Origin of the sequence: Streptosporangium sp. 'caverna' (assembly GCF_003203775.1) — a bacterium.
In the GTDB taxonomy this organism is placed as follows: domain Bacteria; phylum Actinomycetota; class Actinomycetes; order Streptosporangiales; family Streptosporangiaceae; genus Streptosporangium; species Streptosporangium subroseum.
This window is the reverse complement of sequence record NZ_CP029711.1, coordinates 352,342-376,031: the sequence shown is the minus strand read 5'-3', so window position 1 is coordinate 376,031 and position 23,690 is coordinate 352,342. Positions and strand designations below refer to the sequence as shown.

Below are 23,690 nucleotides of genomic sequence, written 5' to 3'. Positions count from 1 at the left end.
TCGCGTGCTCTGGGCGCGGCGTTCGCGGCGTCTGGCCCTGCCGGAACCGTGATGGTCACACATCGAGATACGCCTCCAGCCCGTGCCGCCCGCCCTCACGCCCGTACCCGGACTCCTTGTAGCCGCCGAACGGGGAGGTGGGGTCGAACTTGTTGAAGGTGTTGGCCCACACGACGCCGGCGCGGAGCTTGCTCGCCACCCACAGGATGCGCGAGCCCTTCTCCGTCCACACGCCCGCCGACAGGCCGAACGGTGTGTTGTTGGCCTTCTCCACGGCCTCGGCCGGCGTACGGAAGGTCAGGACGGACAGGACCGGGCCGAAGACCTCCTCGCGGGCGATGCGGTGCGACTGGGCGACGCCGGTGAAGATGGTCGGCGGGAACCAGAAGCCCTTGTCCGGCAGCGAGCACGCCGGGGACCAGCGATCGGCGCCCTCCAGCTCGCCCGCGTCCGACAGCTCACGGATCTTGGCGAGCTGGGCCGCGGAGTTGATCGCGCCGATGTCGGTGTTCTTGTCCAGGGGGTCGCCCAGGCGGAGCGTGCCGAGCCGCCGCTTCAGCGAGTCGAGCAGTTCCGTCGCGATCGACTCCTGGACCAGGAGCCGGGAGCCCGCGCAGCAGACATGACCCTGGTTGAAGAAGATCCCGTTGACGATGCCCTCGACGGCCTGGTCGAGCGCGGCGTCCTCGAACACGATGTTGGCGGCCTTGCCGCCGAGCTCCAGGGTGACCTTCTTGCCCGACCCGGCGACCGACCGGGCGATCTGACGGCCGACCTCGGTGGAGCCGGTGAAGGCCACCTTGTTGACGTCGGGGTGGTTCACCAGGGCCGCGCCGGTCTCACCCGCGCCGGTCACGATGTTGACCACGCCGGGCGGGAGGTCGGCCTGCCGGCAGATCTCCGCGAACAGCAGCGCGGTCAGCGGGGTGGTCTCGGCCGGCTTGAGGACGACCGTGTTTCCACAGGCCAGCGCGGGGGCGATCTTCCACGCGAGCATGAGCAGCGGGAAGTTCCAGGGGATGACCTGACCGGCCACGCCGAGCGGACGCGGGTCGGCGCCGTATCCGGCGTGTCCGAGCTTGTCGGCCCAGCCCGCGTAGTAGAAGAAGTGCGCCGCCACCAGGGGGAGGTCCACGTCGCGGGACTCGCGGATGGGCTTTCCGTTGTCCAGGGACTCGAGCACGGCCAGCTCGCGCGAGCGCTCCTGGATGATGCGCGCGATCCGGAACAGGTATTTGGCCCGCTCGGATCCGGGCATCGCCGACCAGGTGCCGAACGCCTTGCGTGCGGCCCGAACGGCTCGGTCCACGTCCTCCTCGGACGCCGTGGCCACCTCGGCCAGGACCTCCTCGGAGGCGGGGTTGATCGTTTTGAAGGACTTTCCCGTCCCGTCGGCGAACTCGCCGTCGATGAACAGACCGTAGGACGGCTGGATGTCGACGACGTCGCGGGACTCGGGGGCCGGTGCGTATTCGAACATCGCTCAGTCCAGGGTGAAGTAGTCGGGGCCCGCGTACCTGCCGGTGGCCATCTTCTGGCGCTGCATCAGCAGGTCGTTGAGCAGGGTGGACGCGCCGAGACGGAACCAGTCGGGGCTCAGCCAGCCCTCGCCGACCGTCTCGTTGACCAGGACGAGCATCTTGACGGCGTCCTTGGTGGTCCGGATGCCGCCCGCGGGCTTCACCCCGACCTTGCGGCCCGTCGTGGCGAGGAAGTCGCGGACCGCCTCCAGCATGATCAGCGTCACCGGGAGGGTCGCGGCGGGCTGGACCTTGCCCGTGGAGGTCTTGATGAAGTCGCCGCCGGCCAGCATGGCCAGCCAGGACGCACGCCGTACGTTGTCGTAGGTGGAGAGTTCGCCGGTCTCCAGGATCACCTTCAGGTGCGCGGCGCCGCACGCGGCCTTGATCGCGACGATCTCCTCGAAGACCTTGACGTAGTCGCCCGCGAGGAACGCGCCCCGGTCGATGACCATGTCGATCTCGTCGGCCCCGGCCGCCACCGCGAACGCGGTCTCGGTGGTCTTGACGTCGAGGGAGGAACGCCCGCTCGGGAAGGACGTCGCGACGCTGGCGACCTTGACGCCGGACCCCTTCAGGGCGTCCACCGCCTGAGCCACCAGGTCGGGGTAGACGCACACCGCGGCCACCTTCGGCACCGAGGGGTCGCCCGGGTCGGGGTGAACGGCCTTGGCGCACATCGCACGGACCTTGCCCGGCGTGTCGGCGCCCTCAAGGGTCGTCAGGTCCACCATGCGGATGGCCAGGTCAATGGCCTCCGCCTTGGCGGTTGTCTTGATCGATCGGGTTCCGAGCATCGCGGCCCGCTGGTCGGCGCCCACGCGGTCGACACCGGGCAGGCCATGCAGGAAGGTCCGCAGCGTGACGTTGGACGAAGCCACGTCGGCGAGCGAAGTAGTCATAGTTGACACCACCCCAGCATGCCGACTGGTGTGATTACTTCCAAACTGGACCTCGCCCAGCACCACCACTCGTTTTCGTCAACATTCGCCGGGTTCAACGACAGGACCGGACATGTCGCCGTCCCGTCGCCTCCGTACCCTCCGCGTCCGGACGCGAAAGATCTCCGCCCGCGACCGCCCGCCACCGGTGAGACCCCTCCGCCGTGACCCGCCCGGGCCCGTCTAAGGCGGCGAATCGGTATGCCTAGGTAGTTCCTAGGGCGGGGATCCGCCCGAGATAAGGCATCCGCCCGATGTGGGGGTGGGGGCCTTAGGACGAACCTTGAGTCTGTAGGGAAAACGCACCACAGGGTTACACGCTCAAGGAGAAACCAGAAATGATCCCCGAGTTCCACTCACAGATGATCGCCTACCGCCTCGACGAGCTTCTCGCGGAGGCGGACGCCTACCGCCTCGTCCGCGAGGTACAGGAGGCCGACAAGAAGCTCCCGAAGGCCAAGCGCCGCCGGAGCCTCTTCGGCAAAATCATCCCCGCATGACCATCTCAGGAGAGCCCGGCCGCCTTCCCCAGCCCTGCCGGGCCCCTCAGCCCCCGTAGTCCCCTTTCGCCGAACGACAAAAGGCAGACCCCACCACCCGGTTACACACTCAAGGAGAACCTGACATGGGTCCCGAGCTTCACTCCCAGATGATCGCCTACCGCATTGCCGAGCTCCGCCAGGAGGCGGCCGACTACCGCCTCGTCCATGAGGCCGCCAAGAAGCACCCGGAGGCCAAGCCTCGCCGGAGCCTCTTCGGCAAAATCATCCCCGCATGACCGTCACACGAGAGCCCGGCCGCTTCCTCCCGTCCGGCCGGGCCTCTCAGCCCCCGTAATCCCGTTTCGCCGAACGATAAATAGGAAGAGGACTATCGGTAAGGCATGACATGCTGGCAGACATGATGGGTCGGGCGGTAAGTCCTGTCTTCGTGGGGCGGAAGACCGAACTCGCAGACCTGGCCGAGGCTTTCGAGCAAGTGCGCAAGAACGCTGCGGCGACCGTGCTGCTCGGCGGCGAGGCGGGGGTCGGCAAGTCCCGGCTGATCGGGTGCTTCGCCGAGCGGGCCGCGGACGACGGCGCGCACGTGCTCATCGGCGGCTGCGTGGAGCTGTCCACGGAGGGTCTCGCCTACGCGCCGTTCACCGCGGCGATCCGCCAGCTCGTCCGCGAGTCCAGCGCCGAGGAGGTCGCTGCTCTGCTGCCGGAGGGCGGGGCGCGCGACCTGGCCCGGCTGCTGCCCGAGTTCGGCGAGCCGAGCGGTGACATGGAGGGCGACACCGCCCGTGCCCGGCTCTTCGAGCAGATCCTCACCCTGCTGGAACGGCTGGCCGAACGCCGCCCGGTGATACTGATCATCGAAGACATCCACTGGGCCGACCGGTCCAGCCGTGACCTGATCGCCTTCCTCAGCCGGAACCTGCGCACCGCGCCCGTCCTGATGATCCTCACCTACCGCTCCGACGACCTGCACCGCCAGCACCCCCTCCGTCCGGTGCTCGCCGAGCTCGGCAGGCTGGACGGGGTCCTCCGGCTGGACCTGCCCCGGCTCACCCAGACCGAGGTGGCCGCCCAGATGGCCGGCATCCTCGGTTCCGCGCCTGAGTTCGCCCAGGTCGACAAGGTCTTCCAGCGCAGCGAGGGCATCCCGCTGTTCGTCGAGGCGCTGATGGAGTGCGGCGGCGACTGCACCTTCCCCGACTCCCTGCACGATCTGATCATCGGTTCCGTCGAGCAGCTCTCCGACGAGACCCAGCGGGTGCTGCGCATCGCGGCGGCCGGCGGTCTCCGGACAAGCCACCATCTGCTGGCCGCGGTCAGCGGTCTGTCCGACGTCGACCTGGAAGCCGCGCTGCGGACCGCCGTCGCGGCCAACGTGCTGCAGGTCGCCGACGGCAACGCCTACGTCTTCCGGCACTCGCTGATCCGCGAGGCCGTGCACGACGAACTCCTGCCCGGCGAGCACGGGCGGCTGCACGCCCGTTACGCCGAGGAGATCAGCAGGGACCGCACGCTGGTCCCGCCCGGCCGTGCCGCCATCGAGATCGCCCACCACTGGTACTCCGCCCGCGACGACCTCTGGGCCCTCGTCTCCGCCTGGGAGGCCGCGGGCAAGGCCTCCAAGACCTTCGCCTACAACGAGAAGATGCAGCTCCTGGAGCGGGTGCTCGCGCTGTGGAGCAAGGTCCCCGACGCCGCGGAGCGGATCGGCGTGGACCACACCAGGATCCTGGAACAGGCGTCGGAGGCGGCCAACTGCTGCGGCGAGATCGAACGGGGCATGAAGTTCGTCAAGGCGGCGCTGGCCGAGCTGGACGAGAAGGCCGAGCCCGAGCGGGTGGCCGAGCTGTTCGTACGGCTGTCGCTGTTCAAGATGTCCAAGCGGAGGTCCGGGGTGCTCGACGACCTCCGCTATGCCGAGCGGCTGGTCCCCGAACCCGGGCTGGACCGCGCCCACGTGCTGTCCAAGCTGGGCTCGTTCCTGATATTCAGCGGCGAGACGGCCGAGGGGACCGCGCTCACCGAGGAGGCGTTGCGGATCGCCCGCAAGCACGGTGACGACTCTCTCGAGGCCGACCTGCTGCTCAACCTCGCCCTGAGCCACTCGATCGCCGGACGCCTCGACGTCACGATAACCGTCAACACCACCGCGCAGGCGATCGGCGAGCGCGTCGGCTCCGGCCGCATCATCCTCCGCGCCCTCGCCAACAACGTGGACGCGCTCAACAACATGGGCCGCTCCGCCGAGGCGGTCGAGCTGGCACTCGAAGGGGAACGCCTCGCCAAGGCGTACGGCCGCTACCGCGTCTCGGGCACGTTCATCGCCAACAACCGCGCCGAGGCGCTGGAGGCGCTGGGCAGGTTCGGGGAGGCGGTCGAGGTCGTCGAGCAGGCTCTCACCATGGATCCGACCCTGCGCATCCGGCATCATCTGCGGCGGGTCCGCGCGGACGTGGCGGTCGCACGGGGCGAGATCGACCTGCTCAGGTCCATCCTGATCGAGGACGCCCTCAGCGTCCAGGAGACGTTCACCCAGGAGGTGATCGCCAACGCCCGGCTCAAAATAGGCGTTCACCTGCTCAGCGGCGAGCCGCTGGCCGCGCTGGAGGTGGCCGAGCAGATCGCGCGCGAGTCCCGGATCACGAGCAAGCCCATGCTGGGGTGGCGGATGCTCGGCCTGCTGGCGGGTCTCTGCGAGACGGTCGAGGCGATCGCGCCCGAGCGGGTGGCGGCGTTGCGCGCCCAGATCGACGAGGTCTGGGCCACGATGACCGTGGACACCCCGGTCGCCGAGGCCTACCGGCTCGGCCTCATCCGCGACCACGACGCCGCGGCAGCCGCCTGGGAACGGCTGGACCGCCCCTACCTCCGCGCCAAGTCGCTGCTCCACGCGGGGCGAGCGGCGGCGGGCGCGGGTGATCGCGACTGTGCCGCGGTACGGCTGCGAACGGCCCATCCGATCGCCCTCGCGCTGTCGGCCCAGCCGTTGGTCACCGAGATCGAGTCCCTGGCTCGCCGGATCGGGGTCTCCCTCACGGAGGAGGCCCCGGTCGCGGAAACCCTGCTGACCCCCCGTGAGCAGGAGGTGCTCCGGCTGGTCGCCCAGGGAGGGTCCAACCGCGACATCGCCGCCGAGCTGTTCATCTCGGCCAAGACCGTGAGCGTTCACGTCTCGAACATCCTGAGCAAGCTGGGCGTCTCCACCCGAGGCGAGGCCGCCGCGGCGGCTCACCGCCTCGCCCTGATCGGCTGATCTTCAGCGCGGCCGACGGCTCGCCCTGATCGGTTGATCTTCGGATCCTTGGCGCATCACCCGGCCGCGTTCGGCGGGGAGGTGGGATGGAGCACGTTGCCGGGCACCACCCGTCACCGTCGCCCGCCCTCGTGGTCGCCCTGCCTGCGCTCGCGCCATTCGCGCGGAGACATTCCGTAGGCCTCTTTGAAGGCGCGGCCGAAATGGCTGGCGTTGCCGAAACCCCACCGCTGCGCGACCGAGGCGATGGTCAGGGACCTCATGCCTGGCCTGGCGAGGTCCTTCCGGCATTGCTCCAGGCGGTGCACGCGAATCCAGTCGCCCAGGGTGATGCCCGAGCGAGCCAGGGTCGCGTACAGGTGCCGCACCGAGATGCTGTGTTCCCGTGCGATGCGCGTCGCGGTGAGATCGTGATCGGCCAGATGCGCGCGCACGTATTCCATGATCCGCACTTCCAACGTGGCTTCGAGCGGCTCGCGGGCCATGCGCGGGTCGGGCAGCCGGGTGGTGATCGCCGCGCGAAGCAGTTCGATGCTCGGCTGGCTGACGGCATCCGCGACGAGCAGGGCCGAGGCCCTCAGGTGGCCGACCAACCGGTGGAGATAGGTCGTGGCCAGGTCGACCACGGGGTCGTCCCTGCTGAACCGGAGCGCTGTCAGCAGGCTGATCGCGTCGGCCGGCAGTGCCAGGTCGCTGCGGGCGATACGGAAGAAGTGCTGATGAATGCCGTCCTTGTTGACCAACGTGTACGGAACGCTGGTGTCGTACAGGGCGAGGTCACCCGGTCGCAGGACCGCCTGCCGGTCACCCTGGACGACCATGCTGGAGCCGGACACCTGTAGTCCGAAGAACACGCTCGGCGGCAGATCGTCGCTGGCGAGCCTGGGCGTGCGCCGGACCGTCGTCGCATTGGAGCTGATCGAGCAGACGTTCAGCCGGCCGATGTCAGTGATCGTGCCGCGGGCGGCGATCCGGCCCGGCTCCGGATGGTGTTCGATCTCCACTCGGACAACCGTGTTCCAGATCGTTTCCCGGATCGCCTCGGCGCGATCGGCCGGAATTACCTGTTGAGCGTCAAGGACCACGACCATCCGGCCACCATCTCCCGACCTTCTCGCTCGGCGCCCTCGGAGGAAAGGTCCGTCAGAGGAGACGGCACTGAGGGGTTCACCCAATTCACTACTCAAATAGCACTAATGGGGCTATATAAGTGTATTCAACGGACGAAGTCAGAGTCTCGTGGGAAAAACCTGTGCACGACGTGCAGAGAGCTCAGCACACCGCGCAGACCCCATCGGGGCAGATAGAACCTAGTGTCGGCCAGGGACGGCTCACGGCTCGTCCTGACGATCTGAACGGCCGGCCCTGCTTTCCACACATGTCCCATCGCTGCACGGAGCATTGCACCCTCTGCCGCAGCGAGTGACCCTCACAGCTCGGCCAGGGTTACGTACGGAACGCGGGACCGACCGGCACGAGTTCCGCCCATTTCCGCATTCACCACCGAAGTTACCTGCTTCGGTCTTCTGGCATGAGCACTCCCTCGCCAGAGGATCCGGACGACCTCAGCGCCGACGGCTCACCGGAACACGACGCGGGCCCGTGACAACGGGTCTCGCCTACGCGACCCACCGCCGCCGGCGCGCCCGATCAAGGAGAAATTCATGTCCGAGCACCCGCAACAGATCCCCGCCTGGACGGAAGACGAGATCAACCAGGCCAACGCGACAGGCCGTACCCCGGCGGTGTTCATCCACGGTCTGTGGCTGCTGCCGAGCAGCTGGGACCGGTGGGCGACGGTCTTCGAGGAGGCCGGCTACGCACCGCTGACCCCCGGATGGCCCGACGACCCCGAGACCGTCGAGGAGGCGAACGCCCACCCCGAGGTCTTCGCCAACAAGACCGTCGGCCAGGTGGCCGACCACTACTCCGCGGTGATCGGCAAGCTCGACAGGCGGCCCGTTGTCATCGGGCACTCCTTCGGCGGCCTGCTCGCACAGATCATCGCCGGCCGCGGCCTGTCGGCCGCGTCGGTGGCCATCGACGCCGCACCGTTCCGCGGAGTGCTGCCACTGCCGATCTCGGCGTTGAAGTCCTCCCTGCCGGTGCTGGGAAACCTCGCCAACCGCCACCGGGCCGTGCCGCTGACCTACGAGCAGTTCCGCTACGCCTTCGCCAACGCCGTCAGCGAGGATGAGGCCAAACAGCTGTACGACACCTTCGCCGTCCCCGCGGCGGGCGCGCCGCTCTTCCAGGCGGCGACCGCCAATCTCAATCCCTGGACCGAGGCCAAGGTCGACACCGCCAACCCCGACCGAGGACCACTACTGATCATCTCCGGCGAGAAGGACCACACCGTCCCGCGAGCCATCTCCGACGCCACCTACGACAAGCAGCAGCGTAACGAGGGTGTGACCGAGTTCGCCGAGATCCCCGGCCGCGGCCACGCGCTGACCGTCGACAGCGGCTGGCGCGAAGTCGCCGACACCGCCCTCGCCTTCATCCAGCGGTTCGTGAAGTAGGACCACAGCGCGGACTGCCGCCGACCCCGGGATCGTCCCGGATCAGAGAGTCTCCGGCCTGATCAGGCGACCAGGGGCTCGACCAGGAGGATGATCCCGAAGACGGCGAACGCGGCGGCGGCGCCGTACCGGATGACCTTCTCGGGCAGGTGCTTGCCCAGCATCCGGCCGACCACGATGGCCAGCGCGTCGGCGGCGACCATGCCGACCGTCGAACCGATCCAGGTGCCGAGCCAGCCGTGCTGGGTGGCCAGCGTGATGGTGGCGAGCATGGTCTTGTCGCCGAGTTCGGCGAGGAAGAAGGCGACACCCACGGCGATGATCGCCGATCGGGTGGTGCGCTGCGCCTTCTCCGCCTCCTCGTCGGTCAGCTCGTCGCCACGCAGCGTCCATATGGCGAAGCCGAGGAACGCGATGCCCGCGACGATCGTGATGGCCGTGGTGGGAAGGAAATCGCCGACCAGCCCGCCCACCGCGACGCTGACCAGGTGGACGATCGCCGTGGCCACCGTGATCCCGATCAGGACCGGCCAGGGTTTGAACCGGGTGGCGAAGGTCATCGCCATGAGCTGACTCTTGTCGCCGAGCTCGGCGACGAAGATCACGGCGAGACTGATCCAGAATGCTTCCAACGAGATGCCCTTCCGCGCACGCGGCCGGGCCAGAAGGGGGCACCCGGGGAGTCGGGCACGGCTTCGGCCCGGCAGCATTGGTGTATGCCTGCCAGGCCGAAGGTCTCGTCCGCCTGGGATTCGAACCGAATCCGAGGCCCGCGTGACCGGGCGCCCTGAGGCGCCAGCATGTCGATCACGCGATTGGGACTACTCCCCTTCGGGTGTTTCCATGAGACCTTAACAGCCTAATTGCTGCACCGATTCCCGCGTGCGGGGATCCCACCTCTGCGGATCACGGCCGAGCTGAGGGTTTCAGGGACGGGCGCAGACCGTCCGTGCGAGAACCCCGCCCTCACGGATCACCGCCGGGCTGAGGGTCTCAGAGACGGGTGCCGACCATCACGGGCTCGTTGACGAGGGTGACGCCGAACTTCTCCCACACGCCGTCGCGGACCTCGCGGGCCAGGTCGAGAAGATCGGTGGTCGTTGCCGCCAGTTCCGGATTTGTCATGGCAAGGGTGTGCTTGGTGGAGATGCGAGCCGGGCCCCGCCGGTAGCCCTTCGGGAATCCCGCGTTCTCGATCAACCAGGCCGCCGGAACCTTGACGGAGCCGCCCGGCATGTCCCAGCGGGGGAACCCCGGAGCCCGTAGATCCAGCTCGGCCGCCTCCTCCGCGGAGAGGATGGCGTTGGTGAAGAACGAACCCGCGCTCCTGGAGTCCGGGTCGTCGGCGTCGAGCACCATTCCCTTGCCCCTGCGCAGCTCCAGCACCGCCGCGCGGACCTCCGCCAGCGGCGCCCGATCGCCCAGGGCGACCCCGAGCCGGACGGCCAGCTCCTTGTACGTGACCGGCCCGGAGAGCTCATCCTTGGGAAGCTCGTAGGTGACCGCCAGCACGACGTATCGCCCGGGATCCTCCTTGAACACGCTGTGCCGGTAGGTGAGCCCGCACTCCCGCGCGCTCAGGTCGCCCAGCTCGCCGGTCCGGCGGTCGTAGACCCGGACCCCGGCGAGCGTCTGCGACACGTCCTGCCCGTAGGCCCCGACGTTCTGGATCGGCGTGGCCCCGACCCGCCCCGGGATCCCCGACAGGCACTCGATCCCCGACCGGCCCTCCGCCACCGCCCGGGCCACCAGCGTGTCCCAGTCTTCCCCCGCCTGCACGGTGATCCGGTCGCCGTCGACCTCGACGCCCCGCGAGGCGACGCTCACGACCAGCCCGTCGAAGCCCTCGTCGGAGACGACCAGGTTGCTGCCGCCGCCGAGCACGAGCACCGGCTCGCCCGCCCGATCCGCCGCGGCCACCAGCTCGACGATCTCCTCGGCCGATTCGGCCGTCACGAACGCCCTGGCCGGTCCGCCCAGCCCCAACGTCGTGTACGGCGCCAGCCGTACCCCCGCCAACCGCTCAGTCATGCGCTTCCCCACATCCCGCCCAAACTCGCGACCAGCTTATTGGCCGCGGAGCAGCCCCAGCACGCGGTCGTAGGTCCGGCGGGACTCCCTGTCCCGATAGGCGGGATCGACGTCGTGGTAGCCGCGGTGCCGTTCCTGGTGGACCGGGAGATCCTTGCCGAGGGCGACGAGGGTGCCGGGGAGCGCGAGGGAGAACTCCAGGTCGGCGTTGCGGTAGTAGCGGGCGTCGGCGGGGAAGCCGCCCGCGGCGAGCGCGGCGTCACGCCTGACCGCGAACAGGGTGCCGAGCAGCCCGCGGACCTCGCCGGGCTCCGCGTCCACCCATTCGTGCCCGTCCTCGCGGGGGTTCACGCCCTTCCAGCCCGCCCCGGTCACGTCGTCCTTCAGCTCCTCGACCAGCGGGGTGATCGCGTCGCCGTCCAGGATCGTGGAGGTCTCCATCACGACGTGCACGTCCGCCGTATCGAGTTTCAGCAGCTTCGTACGGCTCTCGCCCCACCCTGCCGTGCCTCCCCGCCAGTGCGGCGTCTCGGCCACGTGCCAGGCTTCCACCCGGCGGGGGAACTCCTTGACCAGCTCGTTCAGAACCGTCCCCGCGCCGTCCACGTCTCCCAGATCCAGGGCGAGGATCTTGGCCTCGGTCCGGGCGACCAGGGCGCGCACGCACTCACGGAGATCGTCCGGCCAGCCGTCGACCACGAGCCCGACCGTCACGGTCGGTGGCGTGACCTCCGCCTCCGCGGCCCCGACCGGGGGAGTGATCGACTCGTCGAGCCGGGACACCGACAGGCTCGCGTCCCACAGCAGCTGGGAGGAGACCATCCGCTCGGGATGACCGACGGGCTCATCTGACCGGCCGACCAGCTCCGAGCCCTCAGGCTTCTGCGCGGGTGCGGCCTGGGTCTCGGCGACCCGGCCGGCCTCCTGGTCACCGAGTCGTTCGGGTCTGCTGCCCGGGTCCGCGGCCTCGGCGACCCGGCCGGGGTCGGCGGAGGTATCGCGGTCCACCACCTTCGAACGGTCGGTCTCCTCCGAGCGGTCCGTCGTCTCCGGGCGGTCGGTCGCCGTCGAACGGTCGGTCTCCTCCGAGCGGTCCGTCGCTTCCGAACGGTCTGCCGCCGTCGAGTGATCGGTCACCCCCGAACGGTCAGCCGCTGTCGAGCGGTTGATCGCCTCCGAACGGTCCGTCGCCGTCGAGCGGTCCGCTGTCTCCGAGGGGTTCGTCGGCTCCGAGGGGTTCGTCGGCTCCGAGGGGTTCGTCGGCTCCGGGCCCGCCGAGGCGGCCCGCCCGTTCGCCCCGCCGCCCGTCTCGGGCACGGAACCCACCGTCGGCCACACTTCGAAGGGCGGCCGGGGGGTGAGCTCGAATCCGCCCGCCGTGTCGTGGACGAGCCAGCCCTCGGCTTCGATTTCGCCGCGGAGCGCGTCGGCCGTGGCGTTGTCACGCTCGGCTCGCGCCTCGGCCCACTGCTCCGCGAGGTCGGTCACGTGAGATGGTGCTTCGTTCATGTACGGACGCTACCCACGGACCGGGAGAAGATTCGGTCTCCGGTCCGCGAGCCGTGCCCACGACCGCCCGAGCGCCGTTCTACGACAGCTGGACCACCGCGCGGGCCTTGGAGAGCACCCGGGAGTCGTTGGCCTTGGCGGTCAGCGCGACCACCACGCGCTTGTCCTCGAGCTTCTCCTCGATGACCCCGCTCACGGTGATGACGGTGCCCTGGTCGTCGTCCGGGACGACCACCATGGAGGAGAACCGGACGCCGTAGTCGATGACCGCGCCGGGATCGCCGGCCCAGTCGGTAACGAACCGGCCGCCCTGGGCCATGGTGAACATGCCGTGCGCGATGACGTCGGGCAGGCCGACGGTCTTGGCGAAGCGCTCGTTCCAGTGGATGGGGTTGAAGTCGCCGGAGGCCCCGGCGTACATCACTAGGTTGGCCCGGCGTACCGGGTATTCGGCGGCCGGGATCTGCTGGCCGGTCTCGACCTCGTCGTATCTGACTGTCGCGGCCATGTCAGCCCGCCCCTCCACGCTCGACGATGGTGTTGTAGGCCGTGCAGACGAGCTCGCCCTCGACGGTCGACACTTCGCTCTTCACGGTGATGAACTCGTTGCGGCCGACGCTGCGGATGTCGGTCACGGTCGCGACGCCGACCAGCACGTCACCGGCGTGGATGGGCCGCCGGTACTCGAAGCGCTGCTCGCCGTGGACCACCATGGCGAAGTTGAGGCCGAGGTCGGGATCGGCCAGAAGCGCTCCGGCGTCCTGGCCGATGGCGATGGGGAAGGTGGGCGGCGCGATCACATCCGGGTGACCGGCGGCCTGGGCGGCCTCCCTGTCCCGGTAGATCGGGTTGTTGTCGCCGATCGCCGTCGCGAACTCTTTGATCTTCACGCGACTGACCTCGTAGGGCGAGGAAGGCGCGGACGCCCGCCCGACAAAATCACGATTCAGAGCCATCGTGCTCCTTTGCGGATACCGAGCTGGTGAGGCCGACAGTAACAGAATGATATTCGGGGTCACACTCCCGGAGTGCCACCAGGAAACCGTAACCCGGGCCACTCGGGCACCTGCTGTCCACCATGGTCAACACTCGGAAGGGAATGCTGTGCGGATACGACAAACCGGCGCCCTCGAGGAGAACGCCGGTCTACGTTGAGTATGCGAGTGTTACTGAAGAACCCATCTCCCACGGAGACGCGGGAGGCTTCGCAGAGACTTAGCGGGTCTCGCGGTGCGCCTGGTGCGTCTTGCAGTTAGGGCAGTACTTCTTCAGCTCAAGCCGATCCGGGTCGTTGCGCCGGTTCTTCCGCGTGATGTAGTTGCGGTGCTTGCACTCCTGGCAGGCCAGCGTGATCTTGGGCCTAACGTCGGTGGCAGCCACTTGGGAGTGCCTTTCTACGTTCGGGACAGTGGACAACCCACGCCGGAGTCCCTTGTGAGGGGAACCCGGGAGGGTAGTAGCGGAGGCCGGACTTGAACCGGCGACACAACGATTATGAGCCGTTTGCTCTGCCTGGCTGAGCTACTCCGCCTTTGGGGCCGACGAAATCGACCGACCCCGCAAGGATACCCGACCCGTTGAGTGCCTGCGTACTTGTGCAGGTCAGGGCCATCGCTTCTGAGTTTTACCCAGTATGCCCACTCATTCACCGGGAACCTCGAGCATTTTCTGGATGACCACTAGGGCCTATCCAAGCCGAAGGCCCCAACCATATGGTCAGGGCCTTTAGGCTTTGAGCCCCCTTACGGAATCGAACCGTAGACCTTCTCCTTACCATGGAGACGCTCTGCCGACTGAGCTAAGGGGGCCTGTCTGCGTTGCTTTCGCCTTGCGGACAGGTGTAACCATACACGGCTCAGGAGTGCGATGCGAAATCAATCGAGGACCATCCGGATCGCCGCACGTCCACCGCGGGGAGACCCCGGGCCAAGCCCGCGATCAACACCCCGGACGGCGGCCGGACAGGTCCTCGGCCGAGCTCTCGGACAGGGCCGCCCGTAGATCCACAAGCAGGCCCCCGGTCGGGCCCGCGACCACCCGAAACCCCGTTCCGGGGAAGACCGCCGCCGCCGCGTACGGCACTCTGGTGCCTTCTCGTTGATATTGGGGAGCACGATGCTGCAGAACCGTCGCAGGGACGCGATTCGGATGCTGGACGAGAGTGACAGGCCTCACCTGTACTGGCACGGGGTGGACGGCGACGGCCATGTGTGGCTGTTCGAGACCGTCATCGACGACGGCGGGGAGTACTGGCCCGTCCGGCACGCCGAGTTGGGCTCGGACGGCCTTGCCCGCCGGTATTCGTGGAGCCACATCGAGGACGAGCACGGGTTCCTGGCCGAGGGCCCGATCTACCCGGACGACTTCGGCCTCAACTCCCTGACCGCCGAGGAGTTCGGCACCCTGTGGGACGCGCTCAGCCAGTGAGCCGGCCGGTGGGCGCGCCCTCCTCGATGCCCCGTCCGGCCGTGGAGGACCTGCCTCTCGGTGGCCGATATTTTGGAGTCGACAAAGCGGATCACTCCGCCTATGTCCCACAGTAAGTTGCTCGCATGAGCGGAACGCCCGGCCTGAGAATGGCCGCCACGGACAGGACTGTGCTGAATCTATGGACCGCCGATGCGGTGGTCCTGTTCGACTGGCTCATGAGCGTGGACCTTGATCAGGTCCCCGTGCGGCACCTGGCGCAGAAGCAGGCCCTCATGGGCCTGCTCAGCCACCTTGACCGGAGTATCCCCAGCTACACCGCCACCGACATCGAATACGCCCGCGATCTGGTGGTCGCCCGCGACGCAGATGCGTAGGTCGAGGAGTTGTCCCTTCTCGACGGGCATCCGGTCGAGAGGGCCCCTGGGGCAGGCGTGAACCGCCCCGGCGGCCGGGTCACCCCGGTGCCCGGCTTCGCCACCGCGTACGGGAACCAGCCGCTCCGTACGTGAATCACCCGGCGGTGGCCGGCATCACCACCGCGCACGCTAACCAGCCGCTCCGTGTGTGGATCACCCGGTGGTGGCCGGCTTCGCCACCACGTACGGGAACCCGCTGCTCCGCGTGTCCGCGAACTGCTCAGGCGTGAGACCGGTGCTTATCGCCGAGTTCAGGACGAGGGAGAACATCACCTCGGGTGCGTTGTCGGCGAGGGTGCGCCCGTTGCGCCCGGCGAACCCGAAACCGGCCGGGGTGCCCGTCCGGTAGGGCAGCAGGTCGGGGAACAGGCGTTGGGCCACGGCCTTGCCGTAGGCGACCGGATCGTCCAGGGTGCCGTTCGTGGCGACGACCCCCGCGACGAGCCGCGCGATGTGCTCGCTCTCGCCGTTCATCTCGTCGGCGGGATGGACCTTGTTCGCGCCGCCGGCGTACTCGCTGTCATCGGGACGGAAGATCGGCCAGACCATCGGGTGGCCCTCTCGGTTGATCTGCCGCCAGCCGCCCGCGTCGGTGGCCAGCTTCGTGGTGACCCAGACCCCGATGTGCCGGCCCGTGCCCAGGCGCGGATCCTGGTCGGCGACCTCCAGCACGAGCGAGTTGACGGTCGAGCCGGCAAAACTGTTCTTGGCCGCGTTCGGGCCCCAGCCCGGCAGTTCGACCCTGGCGCCGTTCTTGACGGCGGCGTTGATCGCGCGGACCTGCGTCAGGTCGACGTAGAACGGGTCGAGGGCCTGTCCGGCCCACATCCGCAGACCGTCCGGGCCTGAGACCACGCTGTTGGTCCGCCCCTCGGCGAGATGATCGCCGATCGCCGCGTCGTCCCGTGCGTCCGGACCGGTCAGGACGTGAAGTGCGAAGGTCTGCTCACCCGCCCCGTCGCGCGGGTCGAAGGTCACCCGATAGGTGAGGTCCTCGGCCGCCGCGCCGTCCGTATGAATCTTGAACTCGTATCGTGCCTCGGGGTGGAATCCCGGCTGCGCGCCGGGCCCCGCCAACGAGCTGTTGACATCCATGACGAAGACGGTTCCCGTCTCACCGCGAAAGACGTAATTGTCAGTGATGTCGAGCCGACAGTCCCTGCGAGCCTGCTCACAGTCAAGATGATGCGACATGAGACGACCTCTCGGATTCGCGTAGTTGCCTCACGAGACAGCATTCATCACTCTTTAGTTGAATCGGATGGTTAGGTATTCAAAGTTAGATCAAGCGTCAGGTCGCCTGGTGCGCTGTTGACGCGCCGCGCGTCCTCTTTCCTTTACCTGAGCCCTTTTACCTGAACTCTCTTTTACCTGAACGCCGGTGGTTCACGAGCGGTTGACAGGCCGGATCAACCCCCCGTCCGCTCGTAACGGACAAGCCGGGCCTGCATGTCCGGGTACGGCGTCGCGGCGGGGATGGTCCGGCCGTCACGGACGGCGCCTGCCGCCTCGACGGCGGCATGAATCGCCGCACGGTACGGCAGGGATCCGGTGCTCACGCGGCGCACGCCGAGCTCCGCCAGCTCGCCGAGCGAGAGCGCGGGGATCGCGAGCACGTTCAGCGGAACCGCGATGTTCCCGATCAGCTCGCGCAGTACGGCGGGCTCCGACGCACCGGGGACAAAAACCCCGTCCGCGCCCGCCTCGACGTACCGGGCGGCGCGTTCGAGCGTCGCCCCGACCGTGGCGTCCTCGCCAAGCCAGTACGTGTCGACGCGGGCGTTGACGAACAGGTCGGGGCAGCGGCGTTTGATCGCCGCCACCTTCGCGGCGTGTGCCTCCGGTGAGATCAGCTTCCCGGCGGAACTGTCCTCGATGTTGATGCCCGCCACGTTGAGCTCGGCGACGTAATCGGCCACCCGCCCCGGTTCGTCGGCGTAGCCGTCTTCGATGTCCACGCTGATGTGACACGGAAGCCGCGACAGCTGGCGGGCCAGGGAGAGGTTCGCCTCCCCTATCGACCGCCCGCCGTCCGGATGGCCGAGGCTGGAGGCGACCCCGAAGCTGGTCGTCCCGATCGCCTCGAAACCGGCGTCGAGGAAGGCCAGCGCGGAGGGCACGTCCCAGGCGTTGGGAAGGACCAGGGGCCTGTCGCCGTGGTGGAGGTCATGGAAAGTCATCTGCCCGGTACTCCTTGATCTGCCCGCTTCACTGAACGGAGGTGAGGTCACGGCGCCCGTCACGGTGAAGGCTCACCGTGACGTACTCCTGGTCTGCCCGTCCCATTGAACGGAGGCGAGGTCACGATGAAGGCTCACCGTGCCGTGCTCCTGGTCTGCCCGTCCCATTGAACGGAGGCGAGGTCACGATGAAGGCTCACCGTGCCGTGCTCCTGGTCTGCCCGTCCCATTGAACGGAGGCGAGGTCACGATGAAGGCTCACCGTGCCGTGCTCCTGGTCTGCCCGCTCCATTGAACGGAGGCGAGGTCACGGTGACGACCTGCCGTGCCGTCTGCTTCTTGATCCGTCCGCTCCATTGAACAGAGGTGAGGTCGCAACGCCGATCACGGCGCCGGCTCGGCGTGCCGTTCCAGGCGAATGCCGAAGGTGTCGTGCAGTCCCTGCCGGCCGGTGTCGGTGATGTTGACGGCGCGGGTGGCCTCGGCCCGCCGGATCCAGTCCGCCTCGGTGAACCGGTCGAGCAGGCTGCGCCCCAGTGCTCCGGCGAGGTGGTGGCGCTGTTCGCTCCAGTCGACGCAGTAGCCGATGAGCCGCCGGCGCGCGGGGATACGCAGGCCGAAGTCGGTGAGGAAGTCGTTGCCGGACTCGGTGAGGGCGTAACCGACGTCGTGGCCGTAGCCGGTGCGATGGTCCCGTTGGGCGCGAGAGGGGTCGAACGCGCCGTCGCCGCCGGTCAGGTGCCCGCGTTCGATCATCGCGGACATGAGTTCGACGCCGAGCCGTCCGGCGAGGTGGTCGTAACAGGTGCGGGCCCGGCGCAGCGCCTGAGCGCGGGTGCCCTGGCGCAGGGAGCGGATCGGCACGGCGGGTGCGAGCTGCTGCAGCGCCTCGATGAGCTGTGCGACGGCGGGTCCGGCCAGGCGGTAGTAGCGGTGGCGTCCATGGGCCTCGACCGCCAGCAGTCCCGCGTTTGTCAGCTTGCCCAGGTGGCTGCTGGCGGTGGCGGCGCTGACCCCGGCTTCGGCGGCCAGCCGGGTGGCGGGCAGGGCGCGGCCGTCGTCGAGAGCGAGCAGGATCCGGCAGCGCCCCGGGTCGGCGACCAGCGCGCCGATCGCGGCGATGTCGGTGTCTCCGCCGGCCACGGCCTGGGGTGGCGCGGATTCGGTTGGCTGCTGTCTCATAAGACCAGGCTAGACCCGCCTCGATTCGACGGTCATCGAAGTGTTCTGGGGACAACATCGGGGTATCGAACCGCCCCGCAGCAGGGAGACACCGTGGCATGACCGATCGCGCCGGTGCCCGAACCGGGCGCGGGCGGCGTCCCGACCGATTCCCGGCGGTGAGCCGGTCACACCCGTTTCTCCGGCAGGGGTCCGATCGCACGGACCGAGCCGACGGTGCGCGCGGCGCAATCTCACGTTTTCCGGCCCCCGGGCGTCTTCAGGGTATGAGAGGACCGCATCGGCGGCCCCACCGCTCCGGGAAGGACAAAACGATCATGGCCAGAACCCACACCGTCATCCCGTCGCCGCTGGGCGACCTGATCGCGGTCGCCGAGGACGGCGTGCTGAGCGGACTGTACTTCGAACGGCACCGTCGGGGCCCCAAGCCCGAGGAGCGGGGCACCTACAGCGAGTCGGGCTTCGAGGAGGTCCGCCGCCAGCTGGGCGAGTACTTCGCCGGTGAGCGGACCCACTTCGAGCTGCCGCTGGCGCCTCAGGGAGATGAGTTCCAGCAGCAGGTGTGGCAGCTGCTGAGGGAGATCCCCTTCGGCGAGACCCGCAGCTACGGGGACCTGGCGCGACAGCTGGGCAATGTGTCGCTGGCGCAGGCCGTCGGCGCCGCGAACGCCCGTAACCCACTGTCCGTAATCGTGCCGTGCCACCGGGTGGTGGGCGCGGACGGCAGCCTGACCGGTTACGCCGGAGGGCTGGACCGCAAGCGGTTCCTGCTGGATCTGGAGGAGCCGGCCGAGCAGAAGGCGGCGAGGCTGTTCTGAGCGGCGGCCTCACGTTTCGGAGGGCGGGCGTGCCCGGAACGCTCACGTTTCGGAGGGCCGGGGCGCCCGCAGGATGTGACCGTACGACCCTTCGAGAAGATCGTGACCCTCCGGGTGAGGGTCTCACGTTCAGAGGGGCTGGGGCGTCTCCAGGATGTGACCGTACGGCCCTTCGAGAAGATCATGTCCCTCCGGGTGAGGGTCTCACGTTCAGAGGGGCTGGGGCGTCTACAGGATGTGACCGTGCGACCCTTCGAGGAGATCGTGACCGACTCCGGGTGAAGATCTCACGTTCCGATGGGCCGGGGCGTCTACAGGATGTGACCATGCAACCCTTCGAGCAGATCGTGACCGACTACGGTCCCGTGGTGCTGCGCGTGTGCCGGGCCGTCCTCGGACCTCAGGAGGCGGAAGACGCCTGGTCGGAGACCTTTCTCTCGGCGCTGAAGGCATACCCGGACCTGCCGCCCGACGCGAATGTCGAGGCGTGGCTGGTGACGATCGCCCATCGCAAGGCCATCGACGTCACCCGGGCCGCCGCCCGCAGGCCCACCCCGGTGGAGACGCTGCCGGAACGTCCCAGCCGCACCGGCAGGCCGGAGGACTGGGACGGCGACCTGTGGCAGGTGCTCAGGGCGCTGCCCGACCGGCAGCGCCAGGCGGTGGCCTACCACTATCTGGCCGGGCTGCCGTACAAGGAGATCGCCGACCTGTGCGGCGGGAGTACGGACGCCGCGCGCAGGGCCGCGGCCGACGGGATCAAGACCCTGCGCACCACCTATCCGAGACCTGCTGATTAGAGGGGAGTGGCCCGATCATGACCGCATCCGACCCACAGACCGGGCGCCTGTTCGCGGCGCTTCCCATCCAGGACGCCCCCGCGATGGCCCGGCTGCACGAACGGCTCGTGGAGCAGGCCCAGCGCGAGGGGATCCTCGACGTCGCCTACCGCACGCTGGACACACCCGTCGGGAGGCTCCTGCTGGCCGCCACCGGCCAGGGCCTGGTGAAGGTCGCCTACGCCGTCCAGGACCACGACGCCGTCCTGCGGCAGCTGGCCGACAGCATCAGTCCCCGCATCCTGAACGCCCCGGCCCGCCTGGACGAGACGAGCCGGCAGATCGAGGAGTACTTCACCGGCCGGCGGACCCGTTTCGACCTGCCGCTGGACTGGCGGCTGTCGAAGGGATTCCGGCGCGAGGTGCTGACACACCTGTGTGACATCGGCTACGGCCACACCGAGAGCTACGCCCAGGTCGCGGCCGCCTCCGGCAGCCCCCGGGCGGTCCGCGCGGTGGGCACCGCCTGCGCCACCAACCCGCTGCCCCTCGTCGTGCCGTGCCACCGGGTGGTGCGCTCCGACGGCAGCGTCGGGGGCTACGCCGGCGGACCCGAGGCCAAGCACACCCTGTTGACCCTGGAGGCAGCGGCATGACCGCCATCACGACCATGAAGAGGAAGACCGCCACCGAACCCGGCGAGGACGTGTTCGCCCGCCGAGTCGCCTCAGCCGACTGGCAGGCGGTGACCGGCGAGATCAACGAGTACGGGTGCGCGCTGCTGCCGCGGCTGCTCACCCCCGCCGAATGCGCCGACCTGGCCGGACTGTACGACGAGACCGATCGGTTCCGCTCCACGGTCGACATGGGGCGCCACCGGTTCGGCAGTGGCCAGTACCGCTACTTCGACCATCCCTTCCCCGAGCCCGTCCAGAGGCTGCGCCAGGAGCTGTATCCGCGGCTGCTGCTCATCGCCCGCGACTGGTACGGCAAGCTCGGCCGCGAGGCGGAGTGGCCCGACACCCTGGAGGAGTGGCTCACGATCTGTCACGAGGCCGGCCAGGGGCGGCCCTCGCCGATCATGCTGCGCTACGGGGCGGGCGACTGGAACGCCCTGCACCGGGACGTCTTCGGCGAGAAGGTGTTCCCTCTCCAGGTCGTGATCAATCTGAACGCTCCGGGCGAGGACCACACGGGCGGCGAGTTCCTGCTGGTCGAGCAGCGTCCCAGGGCCCAGTCCCGGGGGACGGCCACCCTCATCCCGCAGGGACACGGCCTGATCTTCACTACCCGCGACCGGCCCGTCGCGTCCAAGCGCGGCTGGTCCGCCTCTCCCGTGCGACACGGGGTGTCAGCGATCCGTTCCGGAAGCAGGCACACCCTCGGGCTCGTCTTCCACGACGCCACCTGAGCCCGACCGCAGAACCGGCAGGCCCGCCCCACGCCACCTGAACCCGACCGTACGACCGGCGAGCTCGCCTTACGCCGCCGGCGCCCGACCGCAGAACCGGCAGGCCCGCCCCACGCCACCTGAACCCGACCGTATGACCAGCGGGCCCGCCTATGCCGCCTGAGCTCGACCCAGAACCGGCAGGCCCGCCCCACGCCACCTGAGCTCGACCGTACGATCGAGCAAGGAGGAGGACAGAACGATGACGAGCGGCAAGACCTACACGCTCGCAGGACCGCCGGCCCGAACGGTCCCGGGCTCATCACCCCTGGCGCGAGGAATGCTCGCGGGACCGCCACCCCGGCCGCTGACCCGGGCGGAACAGGCCGCCGTCATGCGACTGCTGGAGGAGAAGCGGCCCCGCCCGCTCACCGTGGTGATCGGCTCCTCCCGTGACGCCGTCTCGCGCGAGGCCGCGGAGCAACTCGCCGCCGCGTGGCGGGAGCGGGGCGGGACGGTGCCGGACATCCTCGACTGGCCCGAGGAGGCCGCTTCCTGGCTGCGTCAGGCCCGCCGGTTCACCGCCCAGGCCCCGGACGCGTGGATCGTGACCGGCCGGCCCGTGGGGTGGGTACAGATGGGCCGCCGCCTGGCCCTGTCCACCGACTGGGACCCCGCCCGCACCGTCGCCACCGCCTCCCTCGCCGTCGATGACCTGATCGCCCACGGCGGCATCGGCACCTTCGATCACCTGTGCGGCGCCCACCGCGACGGCGGCACCTGGTCCGTCTTCCGCACGCTGCGCGACGATCACCCGAACACGCACTCCGGGCAGGCCTGATGTTCTCCTTTCCCAGCACGGGACCCCGGGAGATAGCGCCCGGCGCGCTCCACCTGCCGGGCTGGCTCGATCTCGCCCAGCAGCGGCGGCTGGCCGTCGCCTGCCACGCGTGGGCTCGCGGTCCGGTTCCGGCGCGGGCCGCGCGGCTGCCCCGTGGCGGAGTGATGTCGGTGCGTACGGTGTGCCTGGGCTGGCACTGGCAGCCCTACCGCTACACCCGCACCGCCGACGACGCCGGCGGCGGGCAGGTCGCCCCCCTTCCCGGGTGGCTGGCCGACCTGGGCCGTGCCGCGCTCGCCGACGCCTATCGGGACCCGGCCGCCGCCGAGAGCTACCGGCCGGACACCGCCCTGATCAACTTCTATGACGACGCCGCGCGCATGGGCATGCACCAGGACAAGGACGAACGCACCGACCAGCCGGTCGTCTCCCTCAGCCTCGGCGACTCCTGCAGGTTCCGCTTCGGCAACACCCACACCCGTAACCGGCCCTGGACCGACGTCGAGCTCGTCTCCGGTGACCTGTTCGTCTTCGGAGGCCCCTCCCGTTTCGCCTACCACGGGGTCACCACGACCTATCCGGGCACCGCACCCGACGGATGCGGCGTGGACGCCGGCCGCATCAACATCACCCTGCGCGAAACCGGCCTGAGCTGACCGCCGCCACGCTCGGGCAGTCGCCCGCCGCATCCGACCGGCCGCCCCCGCCTTCGCCTCCGGCAGGCTAGATTGTTTCGACCTTGGGAGATCCGATCCGTGGAGGTCCGCATGACGGTCACCGCCGACGACGTCGATACAGCGATCTCCCACGTGGTCGCCACCCTGAGCCCGGCCACCGACGGCGACTGGTCCGTGCCGGCGGGCACCTTGGAGTGGAGCTGCCGGGACACCGCCGACCACATCGGCGACTGCCTGATGTCATACGCCGGCCAGCTCGTGGCACAGCCCACCGACAGATACGTGCGTTTCATGGCCGGCGCCGAGAAGGAAGCCTCTCCCGCCCAGGTGCTGGAGTTCGCCGAAACCGGCGCACGCATCCTGGCGGCGACGGTGCGCACGACCCCACCGCATGCGCGGGCGTACCATCCCACCGGGATGGCCGATCCCGAAGGCTTCGCCGCCATGGGTTGCGTGGAGGCCCTGCTCCATGGCCAGGACATCGCGCAGGGCCTCGGTCTCCCCTTCGACCCGCCACGCGAGGTGTGCACACGCGTGCTCGCTCGAATGTTTCCGCAGGCCGCGGTCGACCTCGGTGCCATTGACCCATGGCACGCGCTGCTGTGGTCCACGGGCCGCATCGAGCTCCCCGACCGTCCGCGACCGCAGCGGTGGCGCTGGCACGGCGCCCCGCTGACCGAGAGAACGGCACCCTGAACCGT

25 protein-coding genes and 2 tRNA genes are annotated in these 23,690 nt (G+C 69.1%); 13 read left to right on the top strand and 14 right to left on the bottom strand.

Features of this window, described 5'->3' with window-relative positions; genetic code table 11:
• Window positions 1-55 precede the first annotated feature (55 nt).
• Together DKM19_RS01820 and deoC are read right to left on the bottom strand one after the other, a co-directional pair.
• Complete coding sequence (locus DKM19_RS01820) at window positions 56-1,480, bottom strand: aldehyde dehydrogenase family protein (RefSeq protein WP_110694200.1); 1,425 nt, start codon at window positions 1,478-1,480, stop codon at window positions 56-58.
• Window positions 1,481-1,483: 3 nt separating this feature from the next.
• The gene (gene deoC / locus DKM19_RS01815; RefSeq protein WP_089210649.1) at window positions 1,484-2,422 is read right to left on the bottom strand and encodes a deoxyribose-phosphate aldolase; all 939 of its coding nucleotides are present in this window, start codon (window positions 2,420-2,422) and stop codon (window positions 1,484-1,486) included.
• 377 nt (window positions 2,423-2,799) lie between these two features.
• Here deoC and DKM19_RS49210 point away from each other — a divergent pair, with 377 nt between their 5' ends.
• The 3 genes from DKM19_RS49210 to DKM19_RS01810 all read left to right on the top strand — a co-directional run bounded on the left by DKM19_RS49210 (window position 2,800) and on the right by DKM19_RS01810 (window position 6,214).
• Window positions 2,800-2,961 carry a hypothetical protein gene (locus DKM19_RS49210; RefSeq protein ID WP_162641203.1) on the top strand — a complete coding sequence of 54 codons (162 nt, stop codon included), beginning with the start codon at window positions 2,800-2,802 and terminating at the stop codon, window positions 2,959-2,961.
• A gap of 125 nt (window positions 2,962-3,086) precedes the next feature.
• Window positions 3,087-3,239 (top strand): hypothetical protein, encoded by a 153-nt coding sequence (locus tag DKM19_RS49205; RefSeq protein ID WP_162641202.1) that lies wholly within the window; start codon window positions 3,087-3,089, stop codon window positions 3,237-3,239.
• 110 nt (window positions 3,240-3,349) lie between these two features.
• On the top strand, window positions 3,350-6,214 hold the full coding sequence (locus tag DKM19_RS01810; protein WP_110694199.1) for a LuxR family transcriptional regulator: 2,865 nt from the start codon (window positions 3,350-3,352) through the stop codon (window positions 6,212-6,214).
• A gap of 113 nt (window positions 6,215-6,327) precedes the next feature.
• Here the strand turns inward: DKM19_RS01810 and DKM19_RS01805 are convergent, their stop codons facing one another.
• The gene (locus tag DKM19_RS01805) at window positions 6,328-7,305 is read right to left on the bottom strand and encodes a helix-turn-helix domain-containing protein (protein WP_110694198.1); all 978 of its coding nucleotides are present in this window, start codon (window positions 7,303-7,305) and stop codon (window positions 6,328-6,330) included.
• Between the two features lie 573 nt (window positions 7,306-7,878).
• Between DKM19_RS01805 and DKM19_RS01800 the strand changes: the two genes are divergently transcribed.
• Complete coding sequence (locus DKM19_RS01800; RefSeq protein WP_110694197.1) at window positions 7,879-8,736, top strand: alpha/beta hydrolase; 858 nt, start codon at window positions 7,879-7,881, stop codon at window positions 8,734-8,736.
• A 62-nt stretch (window positions 8,737-8,798) separates the two neighbouring features.
• Here DKM19_RS01800 and DKM19_RS01795 read toward each other — a convergent pair whose 3' ends face one another.
• The 8 genes from DKM19_RS01795 to DKM19_RS01760 form a co-directional block, all read right to left on the bottom strand.
• On the bottom strand, window positions 8,799-9,368 hold the full coding sequence (locus DKM19_RS01795; protein WP_089210667.1) for a TMEM165/GDT1 family protein: 570 nt from the start codon (window positions 9,366-9,368) through the stop codon (window positions 8,799-8,801).
• 361 nt (window positions 9,369-9,729) lie between these two features.
• Window positions 9,730-10,767, bottom strand: coding sequence for a UDP-N-acetylmuramate dehydrogenase (locus DKM19_RS01790; protein ID WP_110694195.1), 1,038 nt, complete (start codon window positions 10,765-10,767; stop codon window positions 9,730-9,732).
• A 36-nt stretch (window positions 10,768-10,803) separates the two neighbouring features.
• Window positions 10,804-12,255, bottom strand: coding sequence for a hypothetical protein (locus DKM19_RS01785; RefSeq protein ID WP_110694194.1), 1,452 nt, complete (start codon window positions 12,253-12,255; stop codon window positions 10,804-10,806).
• 100 nt (window positions 12,256-12,355) lie between these two features.
• Window positions 12,356-12,784 (bottom strand): MaoC family dehydratase, encoded by a 429-nt coding sequence (locus DKM19_RS01780; RefSeq protein WP_089210639.1) that lies wholly within the window; start codon window positions 12,782-12,784, stop codon window positions 12,356-12,358.
• Window position 12,785: 1 nt separating this feature from the next.
• Window positions 12,786-13,232, bottom strand: coding sequence for a MaoC family dehydratase N-terminal domain-containing protein (locus DKM19_RS01775; RefSeq protein WP_110694193.1), 447 nt, complete (start codon window positions 13,230-13,232; stop codon window positions 12,786-12,788).
• A 259-nt stretch (window positions 13,233-13,491) separates the two neighbouring features.
• The gene (gene rpmG / locus DKM19_RS01770) at window positions 13,492-13,656 is read right to left on the bottom strand and encodes a 50S ribosomal protein L33 (RefSeq protein ID WP_030921771.1); all 165 of its coding nucleotides are present in this window, start codon (window positions 13,654-13,656) and stop codon (window positions 13,492-13,494) included.
• Window positions 13,657-13,733: 77 nt separating this feature from the next.
• A tRNA-Met gene (locus DKM19_RS01765) sits at window positions 13,734-13,807 on the bottom strand.
• A 204-nt stretch (window positions 13,808-14,011) separates the two neighbouring features.
• A tRNA-Thr gene (locus DKM19_RS01760) sits at window positions 14,012-14,084 on the bottom strand.
• A gap of 307 nt (window positions 14,085-14,391) precedes the next feature.
• On the opposite strand from DKM19_RS01760, the gene DKM19_RS01755 reads away from it, so the two are divergent.
• On the top strand, window positions 14,392-14,703 hold the full coding sequence (locus DKM19_RS01755) for a hypothetical protein (RefSeq protein WP_110694192.1): 312 nt from the start codon (window positions 14,392-14,394) through the stop codon (window positions 14,701-14,703).
• A gap of 170 nt (window positions 14,704-14,873) precedes the next feature.
• Window positions 14,874-15,080, top strand: coding sequence for a hypothetical protein (locus DKM19_RS01750; protein WP_204358616.1), 207 nt, complete (start codon window positions 14,874-14,876; stop codon window positions 15,078-15,080).
• Between the two features lie 195 nt (window positions 15,081-15,275).
• Here the strand turns inward: DKM19_RS01750 and DKM19_RS01745 are convergent, their stop codons facing one another.
• The 3 genes from DKM19_RS01745 to DKM19_RS01735 all read right to left on the bottom strand — a co-directional run bounded on the left by DKM19_RS01745 (window position 15,276) and on the right by DKM19_RS01735 (window position 18,484).
• Window positions 15,276-16,316: a DUF4331 family protein gene (locus DKM19_RS01745; protein ID WP_110694191.1), complete on the bottom strand. Its 1,041-nt coding sequence runs from the start codon at window positions 16,314-16,316 to the stop codon at window positions 15,276-15,278.
• Window positions 16,317-16,531: 215 nt separating this feature from the next.
• Entirely contained in the window at window positions 16,532-17,302 is a 771-nt protein-coding gene (locus DKM19_RS01740) for an isocitrate lyase/phosphoenolpyruvate mutase family protein (protein ID WP_110694190.1), read from the bottom strand.
• Between the two features lie 384 nt (window positions 17,303-17,686).
• A complete protein-coding gene (locus DKM19_RS01735; RefSeq protein ID WP_204358615.1) occupies window positions 17,687-18,484 on the bottom strand; it encodes a helix-turn-helix transcriptional regulator in 798 nt (265 codons plus the stop codon).
• A 317-nt stretch (window positions 18,485-18,801) separates the two neighbouring features.
• Between DKM19_RS01735 and DKM19_RS01730 the strand changes: the two genes are divergently transcribed.
• The 7 genes from DKM19_RS01730 to DKM19_RS01695 all read left to right on the top strand — a co-directional run bounded on the left by DKM19_RS01730 (window position 18,802) and on the right by DKM19_RS01695 (window position 23,685).
• A complete protein-coding gene (locus DKM19_RS01730) occupies window positions 18,802-19,302 on the top strand; it encodes a methylated-DNA--[protein]-cysteine S-methyltransferase (RefSeq protein WP_110694189.1) in 501 nt (166 codons plus the stop codon).
• Between the two features lie 326 nt (window positions 19,303-19,628).
• Window positions 19,629-20,102 carry an RNA polymerase sigma factor gene (locus DKM19_RS01720; RefSeq protein ID WP_110694187.1) on the top strand — a complete coding sequence of 158 codons (474 nt, stop codon included), beginning with the start codon at window positions 19,629-19,631 and terminating at the stop codon, window positions 20,100-20,102.
• A gap of 17 nt (window positions 20,103-20,119) precedes the next feature.
• Window positions 20,120-20,737, top strand: a complete 618-nt coding sequence (locus DKM19_RS01715) for a methylated-DNA--[protein]-cysteine S-methyltransferase (protein WP_110694186.1) — start codon at window positions 20,120-20,122, stop codon at window positions 20,735-20,737.
• Window positions 20,734-21,492, top strand: a complete 759-nt coding sequence (locus DKM19_RS01710) for a 2OG-Fe(II) oxygenase (RefSeq protein WP_239514038.1) — start codon at window positions 20,734-20,736, stop codon at window positions 21,490-21,492. The genes DKM19_RS01715 and DKM19_RS01710 overlap by 4 nt, the downstream gene beginning before the upstream one ends.
• Window positions 21,493-21,733: 241 nt before the next feature.
• Entirely contained in the window at window positions 21,734-22,312 is a 579-nt protein-coding gene (locus DKM19_RS01705) for a hypothetical protein (protein WP_110694185.1), read from the top strand.
• The gene (locus tag DKM19_RS01700) at window positions 22,312-22,968 is read left to right on the top strand and encodes an alpha-ketoglutarate-dependent dioxygenase AlkB (RefSeq protein WP_110694184.1); all 657 of its coding nucleotides are present in this window, start codon (window positions 22,312-22,314) and stop codon (window positions 22,966-22,968) included. Before DKM19_RS01705 ends, DKM19_RS01700 begins: the two co-directional genes overlap by 1 nt.
• 111 nt (window positions 22,969-23,079) lie before the next feature.
• The gene (locus DKM19_RS01695) at window positions 23,080-23,685 is read left to right on the top strand and encodes a maleylpyruvate isomerase family mycothiol-dependent enzyme (protein WP_110705418.1); all 606 of its coding nucleotides are present in this window, start codon (window positions 23,080-23,082) and stop codon (window positions 23,683-23,685) included.
• Window positions 23,686-23,690 lie beyond the last annotated feature (5 nt).